General features: G+C 62.7%; 11 protein-coding genes. 4 read left to right on the plus strand and 7 right to left on the minus strand.

The features are described from left to right. Positions 1-498 precede the first annotated feature (498 nt). Together metF and ACLKMW_RS00575 are read right to left on the minus strand one after the other, a co-directional pair. Positions 499-1,413 (minus strand): methylenetetrahydrofolate reductase [NAD(P)H], encoded by a 915-nt coding sequence (gene metF / locus ACLKMW_RS00570; RefSeq protein WP_415722424.1) that lies wholly within the window; start codon positions 1,411-1,413, stop codon positions 499-501. Next, positions 1,413-2,423, minus strand: coding sequence for an ArsR/SmtB family transcription factor (locus ACLKMW_RS00575; RefSeq protein ID WP_415722425.1), 1,011 nt, complete (start codon positions 2,421-2,423; stop codon positions 1,413-1,415). The genes metF and ACLKMW_RS00575 overlap by 1 nt, the downstream gene beginning before the upstream one ends. A gap of 111 nt (positions 2,424-2,534) precedes the next feature. On the opposite strand from ACLKMW_RS00575, the gene tsaA reads away from it, so the two are divergent. Beyond that, a complete protein-coding gene (tsaA, locus tag ACLKMW_RS00580; protein WP_415722426.1) occupies positions 2,535-3,026 on the plus strand; it encodes a tRNA (N6-threonylcarbamoyladenosine(37)-N6)-methyltransferase TrmO in 492 nt (163 codons plus the stop codon). A 12-nt stretch (positions 3,027-3,038) separates the two neighbouring features. After that, positions 3,039-3,353: a DUF2293 domain-containing protein gene (locus ACLKMW_RS00585; protein ID WP_415722427.1), complete on the plus strand. Its 315-nt coding sequence runs from the start codon at positions 3,039-3,041 to the stop codon at positions 3,351-3,353. 24 nt (positions 3,354-3,377) lie between these two features. Here ACLKMW_RS00585 and ACLKMW_RS00590 read toward each other — a convergent pair whose 3' ends face one another. Both ACLKMW_RS00590 and ACLKMW_RS00595 read right to left on the minus strand, forming a co-directional pair. Next, the gene (locus ACLKMW_RS00590) at positions 3,378-3,983 is read right to left on the minus strand and encodes an MOSC domain-containing protein (RefSeq protein ID WP_415722428.1); all 606 of its coding nucleotides are present in this window, start codon (positions 3,981-3,983) and stop codon (positions 3,378-3,380) included. 96 nt (positions 3,984-4,079) lie between these two features. Next, a complete protein-coding gene (locus tag ACLKMW_RS00595; RefSeq protein ID WP_415722429.1) occupies positions 4,080-5,201 on the minus strand; it encodes a beta-ketoacyl-ACP synthase III in 1,122 nt (373 codons plus the stop codon). Positions 5,202-5,551: 350 nt separating this feature from the next. Here ACLKMW_RS00595 and ACLKMW_RS00600 point away from each other — a divergent pair, with 350 nt between their 5' ends. Next, positions 5,552-6,817, plus strand: coding sequence for a Glu/Leu/Phe/Val family dehydrogenase (locus ACLKMW_RS00600; protein WP_415722430.1), 1,266 nt, complete (start codon positions 5,552-5,554; stop codon positions 6,815-6,817). A 141-nt stretch (positions 6,818-6,958) separates the two neighbouring features. Here the strand turns inward: ACLKMW_RS00600 and ACLKMW_RS00605 are convergent, their stop codons facing one another. Then, the gene (locus ACLKMW_RS00605) at positions 6,959-8,137 is read right to left on the minus strand and encodes a lytic murein transglycosylase (protein ID WP_415722431.1); all 1,179 of its coding nucleotides are present in this window, start codon (positions 8,135-8,137) and stop codon (positions 6,959-6,961) included. A 264-nt stretch (positions 8,138-8,401) separates the two neighbouring features. Then, on the minus strand, positions 8,402-9,217 hold the full coding sequence (locus tag ACLKMW_RS00610) for a glycoside hydrolase family 25 protein (protein ID WP_415722432.1): 816 nt from the start codon (positions 9,215-9,217) through the stop codon (positions 8,402-8,404). A 211-nt stretch (positions 9,218-9,428) separates the two neighbouring features. On the opposite strand from ACLKMW_RS00610, the gene ACLKMW_RS00615 reads away from it, so the two are divergent. Further along, entirely contained in the window at positions 9,429-10,817 is a 1,389-nt protein-coding gene (locus ACLKMW_RS00615) for a serine hydrolase domain-containing protein (RefSeq protein ID WP_415722433.1), read from the plus strand. Between the two features lie 7 nt (positions 10,818-10,824). On the opposite strand, the gene ACLKMW_RS00620 is transcribed toward ACLKMW_RS00615, so the two are convergent. Next, positions 10,825-14,508 (minus strand): hydantoinase B/oxoprolinase family protein, encoded by a 3,684-nt coding sequence (locus tag ACLKMW_RS00620; RefSeq protein WP_415722434.1) that lies wholly within the window; start codon positions 14,506-14,508, stop codon positions 10,825-10,827. Between the last annotated feature and the right edge of the window lie 139 nt (positions 14,509-14,647).

Here is a 14,647-nt window from a genome sequence, read left to right on the forward strand (position 1 = left end):
CACTCGACGTGGTTTTTCTACGCTCCGGTGCTCACGTATGTTAATTGCGCGCCGCTCCGGACCTCGAAGAACCACGTCATGGGCCTAAGCCGAACGAGTTATCAAACAGGCTTGGTGGCCGCTGGCCTTGAGCGATATCCCAATTCGGCCATCGTCCGACCACAATTTATCCACAGCCGCGACATTCGCCATAGGCGAATAATTTCAAAGGCTAATGCGGTTTGGCGGGCCGATTGTCCCACGATCGCGCCGCAATGCAGCACATTTTCTGCTTGCCTGTTGCTCGAATGCCCCTAGACTCTTCGAGGTATGCTCAACAGGAGGCTACGCAATGGGACTTACACGGCCAATCAATGCGTTGATGATTTGTGCTGCGTTCGCTGTAGTCGGCGCCCTTATCGTGGGAGTTCTTCCTTGAGCCGCTGAGCCCTGGGGGCCAGCACAGTCTGGCGAAAACAAATACGAAGGCCGGGCCCGCAGCGCCCGGCCTTCGCAGTTTCAGGCGGCTGCCGAGCCTTGCGCGGAGGCCGGCGCCCTTATGCCGATCATGTGGCAGATGGCGACGACAAGATCGGACCGATTCATCGTGTAGAAATGAAAATCGTCGACGCCGCGCTCGACAAGATCCAGCACCTGTTCGGCGGCAACGGCGGAGGCCACCAGCGCATGCGTCTGCGGGTCGTCTTCCAGCCCGTCGAAGCGCTCGGCCAGCCACTCCGGCACATGCGCGCCGGCACGTGAGGCGAAATTCGCCACCTGGCGGAAGTTGTGAACCGGCTGGATGCCCGGAACGATCGGAATATAGATGCCGGCGCGGCGGACCCGTTCGACGTAGCGCTCGTAAAGGTCGTTGTCGAAGAAGAACTGGGTGATGGCGCGGGTTGCGCCATTGTCGACCTTGCGCTTCAGCATCTCGATATCGGTCGCGAAGTCGGGGCTTTCAGGATGCTTTTCGGGGTAGGCGGCCACCGAAATATCGAAATCGGCGATTGCCTTGAGGCCGGCCACCAGATCGGCGCCGTTCTGATAGCCGTCCGGGCGGGGCACATAGGTCTTGCCGACGCCGGAGGCCGGATCGCCGCGCAACGCCACATAGCGCTTGATGCCTAGGGCCGCGAATTCCTGAATGACGGCGTCCACTTCCTCGCGCGACGCGCCGATGCAGGTCAGGTGGGCGGCCGCCTGAACGCTGGTCTCGGTAAGGATACGCTTGATGGTGCGGCCGGTGCGCTCGCGCGTTGAGCCGCCCGCACCATAGGTTACCGAGACGAAATTCGGCTGCAGCGGCTCAAGTCTCGTCACCGTATCCCAGAGACGCGCTTCCATCTCGTCTGTCTTGGGCGGAAAGAACTCGAAGGATACCTTGAACTTCGCCCCGATATCGGAGCGGCGTGACAAACCATACTTGGACATCAGACGGTTTCCCTCGCTTCAGATGTACTTGTTGGGACAGGATCGGCGATCAGCAGGCGGCGGTCGCGGCCGAGCCACAACTTCACCGTGAGCTTCGCCTCGGATGCGCCGCGTGGTTCGAAGTCCTGAGTGTCTTCGAGGTCGAGACCGGCCTCAGCGAACCAGTCGCCGATCTGGTGATCGGAGAAGCCCAGCCGGACATGCGCATGCTCCTCGCGGAGGAATTCGAGCGCGTGCGGTGCGAAATCGACGATGACCAGCCGTCCGGCGGGCCGCAGCAGCCGGGCTGCCTCGCGAATAGCCTGGCCGGGCTCATCGAGAAAATGCAGCACCTGATGCATGGTGACGAGATCGAAGGCATCGCGCTCGACCGGAGGGGAAAAGATGTCGCCTTGGCGTACCTGCGCATGTGACACGCCCGCCTTGTCGAGATTGGCCCGCGCCACCGTCAGCATTTCGCGGGACAAATCGATGCCGACGCCGCGTCGGTAAAGCGGGGCGAAAATTTCCAGGAGCCGCCCAGTGCCGGTGCCGAGATCGAGCATCGCCTGGAACGGCCGCTTGCCGACGAGCTTGACGAGGGCCTGCTCCACCGCCCGGTCAGCGACGTGCAGGGAACGGATTTCGTCCCAGCTCGCGGCATTGCGGCTGAAATATTCGGCGGCCCGGTCCTGTCGTCTCCGCTTCACGCCGCTCAGCCGTTCCAGATCGCGCTCGATCTGCGGATCGCGATCATCGACGCGGGAAACCAGGCCTTGCACGAAGTCGCGGGCGATGTTGGTGTCCGAGACGCGGAAAAACGCCCACGAGCCCTCCTGGTAGCGGTCGATCAAACCCGCTTCCAGCAGGAGCTTGAGATGACGCGAGACGCGCGGCTGCGATTGGCCGAGAATGTCGGTGAGGTCCGATACGGTCAGGTCGCCGCGTGAAAGCAGCGAGAGGATGCGCAGCCGGCTGGATTCAGCCGCCGCCTTCAAGGTATCAATCAAAGAGTCCAAGGTTACGCGCATATGGCCGCTCGTGAAAAGACATAAACATATCTTTATATGACGCTTTAATCATTTGCAACGACAATGTCGCGCATCGACACGAAAATGGCGCAGCGATGCAGGAGGAACGAGATGTTCGAAAAACGCGAGGGCGAGGCAGCCTTGTTGGCCGATCCCGCCGGCCTTGCACCCGACGGACACGTCGTGTTCATCGGCCGTATCCGTTCGGCCTGGGCGACGCGCGAAACATGCCCGAAGAACATGCGGCAGGCCCGCGAGAAGGGTGGCGAGGCGACGATCGAGATCGATGAACCCTATCGGCCCGGTTTACTCGGGCTTGCCGAGGTCACGCATGTGGTCGTGCTGACCTGGCTCGATCGAGCCTCGCGCAACCTGATCGTGCAGAAGCCGCGCCATGCCGAGAAGGCGAAGGGGGTTTTCGCGCTGCGCTCGCCGATCCGGCCCAATCCGGTCGGCCTGCATATTGCCCGGCTGATCTCGCTCGATATGGATGAAGGGCGCCTGGTGCTGGATGCCATCGACGTGCTTGACGGCACGCCGGTGATCGACCTGAAACCCTATATTGCGCGGGTCGACGCCTTTGCCGATGCCGAGTTCGAGTAGGGCTGCGGCGAAATGAAGGGCGCGACCGGGCGTCAGCGCGCCATCGCCAAGGCGCTGACCGCACTTCTGCCGATGGCGCCTTACGCGGACACGGAACGAATCCGCAGCGATGCAGGCGCAAGGCACATGAAGACCTTGCCGCCGGCGGTCGCCGTGTGGCTGGCGACGGTGGCACATGTGCGCCACCAGCATACGGACTACGACAGGCTGCTCGATGAGGGCTATGACCGCGACTCGGCACGGTTTTTCGTACTCGACCAGACCAATGCGGTGCTCACCTCATGGCGCGCGACGCGACTTCTCGATCCGGATGCGGACGAGGAGTAGGCAGGCCGGAAAAATTGCAGTTCCTTACGCGCGATAGATCCACTGTTCCGGCACTCGCACCGAAATCTCTTCGCCACTGGCGATCTGGCCCGGCTTCTCGACCCAGGCGACGAGGCCCCGCAGCCGCTTTGCGACCTTCGGAAACAGCATCGAGCCGCCGTCGAGATCGGCCATGCGCGCCCGCTCGGCGATACGCCGGCCGGAAAGCCGGCAGGGCGCGTTCTGGCCATCGATCTTCAGCGTCACGCCGCCCTTGAAGAACAGCATCGTGCCGGATGGCAGCATGGTAAGCTGCGGGATGCCGTCGATCAGCAGATTTGCCCCGATCCACTCCGGCCGGATTTCGGGGATTTCCATCCGCGCGGCGATCAGTGCGAGTTCATCGGGCGCAACGATCGACAATTGCCGCTCGTTGCGGATTTCGGTGTTGCGGCGATACCAGGGTTCGCGCCCGCTGGACCGGCGGGTGAAGCCGGAGTGATAGTCGTTCTCGATGCCTTCGAAACCGAGCGGGAGCGTATCGGTCACCCGCGTTTCGAAATCGTTTCGTAACGCGACATAGAGTCCGGCGACCCTGGCCGAAAACTTTTGGACCGGAATGATTTCCGGCGGCGTCAGAAGATCGGGCATCGGGAGTTCCTCATGCTGGCTGGCGCGGGAACATGCCGGCACATGCCGGTTGCGTCCAGCCAATAAGCCTTATCGGTCGATATATGTCGCGAATGTCTACATCATGCGCAGCAGCGCACCGCCGATGGAATAGCCTGCGCCGAAGGCGCAGAGCAGGCCGTAGTCGCCGGCTTTCATGTCGGCGTGATTTTCCTGCAATGCGATGACGGCGCCGGCGCCGGCGGTATTGCCAAGCCGGTCGAGAACCATTGGTGCCCGGTCGTGGCCGACCTCGCGGCCGAACGACAGTTTGAGGATCATCGCGTTCATGCGCGCATTGGCCTGATGCAGCCAGAAGCGGCGGATATCGTCGGGCGTCTGGCCGTGCTCGGCGAGGAAATCGACGATGAAGCGGTGACCGGCGACGGTGACGTCCTTGAACACCTTGTTGCCGACCTGCTTGATCATGTTGCCTTGCATGTCGACCATGTAGGGGTCTTCCTGCGCCGTGCGCGTCAGGTAACCCAGATTGGTGCGGATGTTGCTGGAAAGCTGTGTCCAGAGCCGCGTATCGACAACCTCGAAGCGCCCGGCGCGGGTTTCGCCGTCCGCGACGGCTTCGACGATCATCGCAGCCGCTGCGTCGCCGAAGATGAAATGGGTCTGGCGGTCGCGGAAGTTGAGATGGCCTGTGATGATTTCCGGAACCACCACCAACACGCGCCGATGCGCGCCGGCCCGCACGAGGTTGACCGCGACGTGCAGCGCAGCGGCGGCCGAGGAACAGCCCAGCCCCATGTCGAACCCGGCGCCTCGCGTGCCCATGGCCTGCTGCATCTCGATGGCAATGGCCGGATAGGGTCGCTGGAGATGCGAGGAAGAGCATATCACCAGATCGATCTGGGCGGCGTCGAGTGCCGCGTGCGAGAGCGCTCGGCGAGCCGAGGCGATGCCGAATTCCGCCTGCAGAGACAACGCCTCATCGGGACGGGCAGGGAGGCGGGGCACCATGCGGGCGGGGTCGAGAATGCCGTCGCGCTCGATCACATGGCGCGTTTTGATGCCCGAGGCGTGATAGATGAAGTCGGCGTCCGACCTTTGCAGCAATTCCTCGCCGCTGCCTTGACGCCGCTCGTTTTCCCTGTCCACCCAGGCGTTGAAACTTGCGACCAGTTCCTCATTTGTAATCGAGGCCTCGGGGATTTCCACGCCGATACCGCTTATCACAACCCGATGCATGCTTATTACCGTCCCATGCGCGTCCCGCGCGTTTTGCCTGCGCACATTGCGCAGAATGCGGTGCCTCGGGCAAGAGTGTTGCAGTGCAGCAGTTTACGCCAGCTTAACCAAACCCAAGAAAATCCGATCCGCCAGGTGAAGGCGAATCCCTCCCGGGAAGGAGGTCAGCGGAGCCGGTGATGCTGTTGCAACGACCCTCTAAGGCAGGAATCCGGTGAATAGCGACAAGATGCGCATGAAAATTGCAAAAAATCAGCCGATTTGGATTGAATCTTGGCGACCGGCTGTGCAATTCATGGCGCCCGATTGCGACCAGCGTCGCAGCTTAGCACTAAAAGATAGGAAACATCATGGCAGAAGCCAGCCTTCTCGATCACGCGCTCGTTCGTCTGGATGAGGCGTCAGCCCACCTCACCATAGATGCCGATGTGATTGAGAAGCTGAAATATGCCCGCGAAACCACAAAGGTCCGCCTGATGATCAGAATGGACGACGGTTCGCGAAAATCGTTCCTGGCATGGCGATGCCGCTATGACGACACGCGCGGCCCCACCAAGGGCGGCATTCGCTTCCATCCGGACGCCAGCGAAGACGAAGTCGAGATGCTCGCCTTCTGGATGACGTTCAAATGCGCGGTCATGAACCTGCCCTATGGCGGCGGCAAGGGCGCCGTCCAGGTCGATCCGCGGGCACTTTCCAAGGCCGAGCTCGAACGCTTGTCACGCGCCTATATCCAGGCTTTCTCGCGCATTCTTGGCCCCGATCGCGACATTCCGGCGCCGGACGTCTACACCAATTCGATGATCATGGGCTGGATGGCCGATGAGTACGCCCAGATCGTCGGCCGCGCGGAACCAGCGGTCATCACCGGCAAGCCGATCGCGCTCGGCGGCTCGCTTGGACGCGGCGACGCGACGGCGCGCGGCGGCTACTATCTGGTTCGCCATCTCGCGAAGGAACTCGGCCTGAACGGCTCGATGCGGGTTGCGGTGCAGGGCTTCGGCAATGCCGGCCAGCATATTGCGCGGCTGCTGGCCAGCGACGGCCACAAGATCGTGGCGGTTTCGGACTCCGAGGGTGCGGTGCAGTCGAAGGCTGGTCTGGACCTCGACAAGCTGCTTGCGGCGAAGGCGGAAGGGCACTCCGTCGCCTCGACAGTCGGCCAGGGCGGGCACGACTTCCTGTCGGCCGATCATCTCGTCAGCGTCGATTGCGATCTCTTGGTGCCGGCGGCGCTGGAAAACATGATCCACGAAGCCAATGCCGAAACGGTCAAGGCGCGGTTGGTGCTGGAACTTGCCAACGGACCGGTGACGGCTACCGCTGACGCCATACTGGGCAAGAAGGGCGTCGTCGTGCTGCCCGACATTCTTGCCAATGCCGGCGGCGTCACCGTGTCCTATTTCGAATGGGTGCAGAACCGCCAGGGCTTCTACTGGACCGTGGAAGAGATTCACGATCGGCTGCGCGCGATCATGGAGCGCGAAGGCCGGGCGATCTGGAATCTTTCGCAGGAAAAGGGGCTTTCGGTGCGCACCGCCGCCTATGTGCATGCACTGAGCCGGCTGGCCGAGGCGATCGAAGCGCACGGCACGCAGAACTTCTTCATGAGCTGAGAATGATGGCGGCCGGCGCTGAGCATCGGGCCGAAAAGTGGAAGCGATTTTCGAATTATTCCGATGCTCCATCAAAGTGTTAGAGCGTCCCTTGTGCGTCCGAAAGGACGCACGGCGCTCTAACCGGCCGCTATTTTCCGTCTACAGATTTGCCAGCAAGGCGGGTGTCGGCCATCCGTCTACCGGCAGACCGAGGCGAATCTGCTCCTGACGGATGGCTTCGCGGGTGTTGGTGCCCAGAATGCCGTCGATGCCGCCGACATCGTAGCCCTTGTCATGCAGCTTCTGTTGCAGAGCCTTCATGGCGTCGCCGGTCAGTCCCTCTTCCGGGCTGCGCCGCTCGAAAGGCGGTTCGCCGGCAAGGCGGATCGCCAGATTGGCCGCGGTCAGCGTGTAAGTGATCGACTGGTTCCACTCAAGATAGACGTCGTAATTGTCGTAGCTGAGGAAGGCTGGGCCCTTATGGCCCATCGGCAGCACGACGCCGGCCTTGAGGCCGGTGTCCTTGAGCGGGTTGCCCTGCCGGTCGGTGATGCCCCAGGCGGAAAGCTGCGAAATCGGCAGCTTGTTGGTACGTCCGGTCTCTTCCCAAGGCATCTGGTCGGGTACGCGGACTTCCTGCAGCCAGGGTTCACCGCGTTTCCAGCCGCGTGACTGGATCTTGGCCGCGGTCGTCATGATGACGTCGGGCGCGCTGTTTCTGAGGTCGACGACGCCGTCGCCATCGCCATCCACCCCGCGCAGCAGGTAATCGGAGGGCAGAAGCTGCGTCTGACCGATCTCGCCGGCCCAGGCGCCCCTGACGTCGGTGGGCAGCACACCCCGGTCGATCAGCGTCAGCAACGGCACCACCTGCGGACGGAAGAGGTCCGGGCGGCGGCAATCGTGGGCGAGGGTCACCAGTGCATTCAGGCTGTTGAAATCACCCTGTACGGCACCGAAATCGGTTTCCAGTGCCCAGAAGGCGGCGATCACCGGGCCGGGAACGCCGAACTGCTGCTCGGCGCGGGCGAAGACCTCGGCGTATTTCTTCAAATTGGCCGCACCGTGCTTCAGACGATAGTCCGATATCATGCGGCCGGAAAACTCGACGAAGGTCTGGTTGAAGACGCCTTGAGCGCGGTCGCGCTGAAGCACTTTCGGATCGATTTCGGCATTGTCCAGCGCGGCAAGGCCGGTTGCGCCGACTCCGGCTGTCACCGCTTCAGCGCGTATGGCATTCTTCCATGTGGAAAAGTCGCCGCCGCATTCCTGTGCCATGACGGGCGCCGCTGTGGTCGCGGCCAAAAGCGCTGCCAGCGCACCGATCCGCAATCTCATTTCTGTCGCTCCTAGCTCATGGAGCGGGACACCCAGAGAGGGTGACCGGCTTCGCGCCTGCGTCCCGCACCGACCTGTCGAAATATCGTTGCCCTGGAGACTGCTGCCGGCCACTCCGGCCGAGGCGCTTCTCCAGCGGCTCAATAGCATCGTTTGCCCAAAAGACATGGCGAAAAACGGGCAAAGCAGCGGCACGGTGCAGCCTTTGCGCGAAATGCGCGCGATCCTGCCGGAATGGTGATTTTTTGGTAACGATGGGGGCTGTCAGCCGGCGTTTTCCTTCAGCCACTTTTTCCATGCGGCCTTGCTGCCGTTGAAGACGTTGATATCCGCATCGCCCCTGATGCCCGGCACGACCCCGGTGCCGGTATATTGCCAGAAGGTGAAGGGATGGCTGCCGTAGCGTTCGCCCGGATGGCCGGCGACCGATCGCAGCCAGTAGGGATAGCCATGAAAGCCGGAAAGGCCGTTGTCGTCGAAGAAATCGATCGACGTATAGATGATCGGCTTCTTGCCGTAGTGCTTTTCGACGATTTCGAGGAAGGTGCGCATTTCGCTGCGCACCGTGGCGGCAGGCGGCCTGAGTTTGCAGCTTGGCGACTGCGGGTTCCATTCCATGTCCAGCACGGGGGGGAGGGCGTCGCGTTCACGCGGCACGTTGCGGATGAACCAGGCGGCCTGTTCCTTTGCGGTGCGGCAGAAATAGTAGAAGTGATAGGCGCTGCGGGGAATGCCGGCGGCCTTTGTCTCTCGCCAGTGCTCGGCGAAATAGTCGTCGACGCGATCGCCGCCCTCCGTCGCCTTGATGAAGGCGAAGGAAATGCCGCTGGCCTTTGCCTGCCGCCAGTCGACTGACCGCTGGTATTTGGAAACATCGGTGCCATGGACGGGATGTTGCCAGGGCGCGCGCGCACTCCATTGGTGCGGATCATTGTCACCGAAACGCGGATAGGCGACCATCACTTCGCCATAGCTGGCCGTCGTCGTCTTTGTCGATGAGCCGACGGGTGCCAGATCGTCCATTGTGGTGCAAGCGGCTAGCGCTGCTGCAAGCAGTATCAAGGGCGCAACACGGCGCATCGCCTCTCCTTCGCACCGGGTTCCGGTGTCGGCATAAAACCAGCGTGTGCTCGCAAAGTCACGCGCCGCATACAATTTCTATCGCCGCCCGCACAGGAAAACGGCAAGCCTTGTCTTGCGCCAACATGGTTGATTTTCCGTTGATAGCCTCGACAGGCCGTGACAATTGCGTGAGGAATGACCCCCGTGGCTGGTATCGCGGTGGGCGGAGATGCGGGTTTTGCGGAAAAGCGTGAAGTGCCTGGCGGTGACGGTCGCGACCGCCCTTGCCGGCGCCTGCCTCTGGCTCTACGTCGCGCCGCCCGCGCTCATCCGGGTGGGGTCGAGCTATGCGGCCAAGATCGTCTGCTCGAACGTGTTCGTCGCCGGGCGCGATGCTGCCGAGGTGCTGAAGGACGACGTCCAGGCGCCCGGCCATCCATTGTTGCGGTTGATGTCGGTCAGCGTCGATCCTGAAGCAGGAACGATAAAGGCCGGACTTTTCGGCCTGTTCGGCAAGGGGCTCGCCGTGGTGCGCGACAATGGCGGCTGCGCCTCCGTGCCCGACGGCGACGTGGCGGCGGCAAAAGCCTTTGCGCTGGAGCCACCCGCCGAAGCCAGCAAGCCGGACGCGCTGTGGCCGGCCGGCGAGAGGGTGGAACCGTCGCAGAATCTGGCCCTGAACGCAATTCTCGATGATGCCGGCCTGGTCGGGCCGGGCATGCGCGCCGTCATTGTGGCGAAGAATGGCCGCATTGTCGGCGAGCGCTATAGCGCGGGATTTTCCGCGGCGACACCGCTGCTCGGCTGGTCGATGACTAAGACAGTCAACGCCGCGCTTGTCGGCACCCTTGTCAAAGACGGCCGGATGGCGATGGATGACACGGGGTTGTTCGAGACGTGGAAGCAGGACGAACGTGGCCGCATCAGCCTTGCCGATCTGATGGCGATGTCATCCGGGCTTGAGTTCAACGAGGATTATGGCGACGTCACCGACGTGACGCGCATGCTCTATCTCGAGCCGGACATGGCGGCTTTTGCCGCAGCCAAGCCGTTGGCACGCGAACCAGGCCAAGTGTGGAGCTATTCCAGCGGCACTGCGGTGCTGTTGTCGAAACTCTGGCAAGAGGCGCTGGGCAACCCGGAAAGAGCGCTGGCGTGGCCGCGCACGGCGTTGTTCGATCCGTTGGGCATGACAAGTGCAGTGCTTGAGACCGACGCGCGCGGAACGTTTACCGGATCGTCCTATCTCTACGCCACGGCGCGCGACTGGGCCCGCTTCGGCCAATTTTTGGCGGATGACGGGGTGTGGAACGGAGCGCGGATACTACCCGCCGGTTTCGTATCCTGGATGCATGAGGCCGCTCCCGCCTCCAACGGCGATTATGGCCGTGGGCAGGTCTGGCTGCACGGGCCGACCGGTCCGCGGCCGGTAGGCGTGGACCCCGACGACGGCATCGAACTGCCTGACGACACGTTCTGGATGCTTGGCCATGACGGCCAATCGACGGCGATCATACCATCCGAACGGCTGGTGGTCGTCCGCCTCGGGCTGACGCCTTCGCGGCTCGGCTACAAGCCGCAGGCGCTTGTGGCGGCGCTGGCAACCGCGCTGGAATAGGCGCACTTCATCGGCTGCCGAAACCGCCCGCGGTGGGCGTTGTGACGATGACCGCCTCGCCGGGCTCCAGCAGTGTCTGGTCGCAAGCTTTGAGGACCTCGACCGAACCGTCATCGCGGCGGACTTTCGTGGAACCGGTTTCGCCATCGCCGCCGCCTTCGATGCCGCGTGGGGGCGCCGCGCGGTGCGAGGAGAGGATCGCGCATTCCATTTTTTCGAGAAAGCGGATGGTGCGCCTCGTGCCGTCGCCGGCATTCCACCTGCCTTTGCCGCCAGAGCCCTCGCGAAGATGGAAATCCTCGAGCAGCACGGGGAACCGCAGCTCCAGGATTTCCGGATCGGTAAGACGCGAGTTGGTCATGTGGGTATGGACGCCGGAGGTGCCGTGAAACCCTCGGCCACTATTCATCCGCCCTGCCGGCGAGCCTGAGCAGATCGTTTCATAATACTGATATTGCTCGTTGCCGAAGGTCAGGTTGTTCATGGTGCCCTGCGCATTCGCCAGCGCTCCCATGGCCGCGAATATCGCGTTGGTGACGTGCTGGGACGTCTCGACATTGCCGGCGACCACGGCGGCCGGATAGTCGGGCCTCAGCATGCAGCCTTCCGGAATGACGATGTTGATCGGGCGCAAGCATCCGGCATTCATCGGAATCTGGTCTTCGACCATCACGCGGAAGGCATAGAGCACGGCGGCGCGCGCCACCGGTTCCGGCGCGTTGAAATTGTTCTTCTCAACAGGTGAGGTGCCGGTGAAGTCGACCGTCGCCTCGCGCTTCTGCCGATCGACAGTGATCCTGACCTTGATCACCTGCCCGGTGTCGGTCGGGTACTCGCATTCTGAGCTGTCCGGAAGGCGGTCAAGCACGCGGCGCACGCTTTCGGCGGCGTTGTCCTGCACATGGCCCATATAGGCTTCGACAACATCCAGACCGAAATGGGCGACCATCTTGCGCAGTTCCGCCACGCCCTTTTCGTTGGCGGCAAGCTGTGCCTTCAGGTCGGCAATGTTCTGGTGCGGGTTGCGGGCAGGGTAGGGATGGTCGGTGAGCAGGCGCTTAAGCGCGGCCTCGCGGAAGCGGCCTTGGCTGACGAGGCGGAAATTGTCGAACAGCACGCCCTCTTCGTCCACGGTGGTGGCGAGTGGCGTCATCGAACCGGGGGCGGTACCGCCGACATCGGCATGATGGCCGCGCGCGGCGACGTAGAAGAGGATCTTGCGATCTTTACCCTCCCGCATCGAGGCAGAGGTAGGCTCCTCGAACACCGGCGTAACCACGGTTATGTCCGGCAGGTGGGTGCCGCCATTGTATGGGGCGTTGAGGGCGAAGGCGTCGCCGGGATGAATGTCGCCTGCGTTGAGACGGATGATCGTTTCGACTGAACGGTCCATGGAGCCGAGATGCACCGGCATGTGCGGCGCGTTGGCGACCAGCGCTCCGGTGCGGTCGAACACAGCGCAGGAAAAATCCAGCCGTTCCTTGATGTTGACCGAATAGGCGGTGTTCTGCAGCGTCACGCCCATCTGCTCGGCAATGGACATGAACAGATTGTTGAACACCTCCAGCATGACCGGGTCGGCCTCTGTGCCCAGTGCCGCGATGCGCCGTTTTTTGGCCACCCTGCGCATCAGCACGTGGTTGCGCCCGGTGATCTCGCCCTGCCAGCCCGGCTCCACGACGATGGTCTGGTGGCTTTCGATGATGAGCGCCGGCCCGGAGACCTTGTGGCCGGGCGCCATGGTTTCGCGGCGGTAGATGGTTGCATCGTGCCAGGCACCACCGGTGTAGAGCTTTCGCGTGCCGCCGGAGGCGGGCAGGTCGTCGGTGAGTGTTCGGGCAGGCTCGTCGTCACCGCCTCGGCTGCCGTCGGTGCCCTCGATGCCGACTGCCTCGATGATCATCGGCTTGTCGTCATAGACAAAGCCGAACTGTGCCTTGTGGGCAGCTTCGAAATCACGAACCGCCTGGGCAATCGAGCCGACCGTGAAATTCACCGGAAGCGCGGTGTCGGTGCCGTCGTAGCGGACTTGCAGCAGCGGTCGCCAGTCTATGTCGGATTCGGCGATGCCCTGCTCGGTGAGTTCAACGCGCGCCTCTTCGCGAAGCGTCTCGATCAGGTTGTTTACGGCGTCGAGCGAATCTTCGGCGAGCGTCTTCAGCAAGGCCTGTTGGCGCGAGGCGAAGACTGAGGACAGCCCGATGCCATAGGCCGAAAGCAAACCCGAAAATGGATGGATGAGGACGGATTCCATGCCGAGCGCGTCGGCGACGAGGCAGGCGTGCTGGCCGCCGGCGCCGCCGAAACAGTTCAGCAGGTATTCGGTGACGTCGTGGCCGCGCTGCACGGAAATCTTCTTGATGGCATTGGCCATATTTTCGACGGCGACGGTAACGAAGCCTTCGGCGACCGCTTCGGGGCTGCGGCCATCGCCGATCTCGGCGGCGAGGTCCTCGAACTTCTGGCGCACCACGTTCGCGTCGAGGGGCTGATCCTGATCGGCGCCGAAAATTGCGGGGAAGAAATCCGGCTGCAATTTGCCGAGCATTACATTGGCATCGGTAACCGCAAGCGGCCCGCCGCGCCGGTAGCAGGCCGGGCCCGGATTGGCACCGGCTGAATCCGGGCCGGCGCGGAACCGACCGGCTTCGAAATGCAGGATCGAGCCGCCGCCGGCGGCGACCGTGTGAATGCGCATCATCGGGGCGCGCACGCGCACGCCGGCGACCTCGGTATCGAAGGCCCGCTCATAGTCGCCGTCGAAATGCGCGACATCGGTGGAAGTGCCGCCCATGTCGAAGCCGATGACCTTTTTGAAGCCGGCGAGCCTGGCGGTCTCGACCATGCCGACGACGCCGCCGGCCGGGCCGGACAGCAGCGCATCCTTGCCCTGGAATCTTTCGGCCGCGGTCAGGCCGCCGGACGACATCATGAACATAAGACGGGGGGAGTTGGATTGACCCCCCTCTGGCAGACCAGAGGGAGGTGAATCGATGCTCAACTCGGCTTTTACCCGACCGACATAGCGCGACAGAATCGGTGAGAGATAGGCATCGACGACCGTTGTGTCGCCGCGGCCGACCAGTTTTACCAATGGCGAGACTTCATGGCTGACCGATACCTGGGCGAAGCCGAGATTGCGGCAGGCTCTCGCCACCGCCTGCTCATGCTCCGGGAACTTCCACGCATGCATGAAGACGATGGCCACCGCATCGATGCCATCGCGCTTCGCCTGGCGGATCGCCGGCTGCACCGTGGCTATATCGAGCAGTCTTTCGACGGTGCCATCGGCCCGCACCCGCTCATCAACCTCAATGACGCGCTCGTAGAGCTGTTCGGGCAGGATGATTTCCTTGGCGAAAATGTCGGGCCTTGCTTGGTAGGCGATGCGCAGCGCGTCGCGAAATCCCCTGGTGATGAGCAGCAGCACGCGGTCGCCCTTGCGCTCCAGCAGTGCATTGGTCGCGACGGTCGTGCCCATCTTGATGTCGCCGATCAGCCCTGAGGGCACGGCTTCACCATCCGGGATGCCGAGAAGGTCGCGAATGCCCTGGATGGCGGCGTCACGGTAGATTCCGGGATTTTCCGAAAGCAGCTTGTGCGGGTGCAAGTTGCCGTCGGGATCGCGTCCGATGATGTCGGTGAACGTACCGCCGCGATCTATCCAGAAATCCCACTTCGTTTCGTTCATGCGGTCGTCCTCCTGGGGAATTCTGGCGGTTGCGGTGCTATACAGCAATCCGATGCCGTCGGTCATCCGAGCCGTTCCACAATACTTCGGGTCTGACGGAATGTTTCGCCGAGTCAGCGTATTTGACGCAACTGGCGTG

Source organism: Borborobacter xinjiangensis (assembly GCF_047739745.1).
Classification (GTDB): Bacteria; Pseudomonadota; Alphaproteobacteria; order Rhizobiales; family Rhizobiaceae; genus Pseudaminobacter.

What these genes read in the sequence shown, in the direction of transcription:
- metF (WP_415722424.1), bottom strand. Translation starts at nt 1,413, where the DNA reads ATGTCCAAGTATGGTTTGTCACGCCGCTCCGATATCGGGGCGAAGTTC.
- ACLKMW_RS00575 (WP_415722425.1), bottom strand. Translation starts at nt 2,423, where the DNA reads ATGCGCGTAACCTTGGACTCTTTGATTGATACCTTGAAGGCGGCGGCT.
- tsaA (WP_415722426.1), top strand. Translation starts at nt 2,535, where the DNA reads ATGTTCGAAAAACGCGAGGGCGAGGCAGCCTTGTTGGCCGATCCCGCC.
- ACLKMW_RS00585 (WP_415722427.1), top strand. Translation starts at nt 3,039, where the DNA reads ATGAAGGGCGCGACCGGGCGTCAGCGCGCCATCGCCAAGGCGCTGACC.
- ACLKMW_RS00590 (WP_415722428.1), bottom strand. Translation starts at nt 3,983, where the DNA reads ATGCCCGATCTTCTGACGCCGCCGGAAATCATTCCGGTCCAAAAGTTT.
- ACLKMW_RS00595 (WP_415722429.1), bottom strand. Translation starts at nt 5,201, where the DNA reads ATGCATCGGGTTGTGATAAGCGGTATCGGCGTGGAAATCCCCGAGGCC.
- ACLKMW_RS00600 (WP_415722430.1), top strand. Translation starts at nt 5,552, where the DNA reads ATGGCAGAAGCCAGCCTTCTCGATCACGCGCTCGTTCGTCTGGATGAG.
- ACLKMW_RS00605 (WP_415722431.1), bottom strand. Translation starts at nt 8,137, where the DNA reads ATGAGATTGCGGATCGGTGCGCTGGCAGCGCTTTTGGCCGCGACCACA.
- ACLKMW_RS00610 (WP_415722432.1), bottom strand. Translation starts at nt 9,217, where the DNA reads ATGCGCCGTGTTGCGCCCTTGATACTGCTTGCAGCAGCGCTAGCCGCT.
- ACLKMW_RS00615 (WP_415722433.1), top strand. Translation starts at nt 9,429, where the DNA reads ATGCGGGTTTTGCGGAAAAGCGTGAAGTGCCTGGCGGTGACGGTCGCG.
- ACLKMW_RS00620 (WP_415722434.1), bottom strand. Translation starts at nt 14,508, where the DNA reads ATGAACGAAACGAAGTGGGATTTCTGGATAGATCGCGGCGGTACGTTC.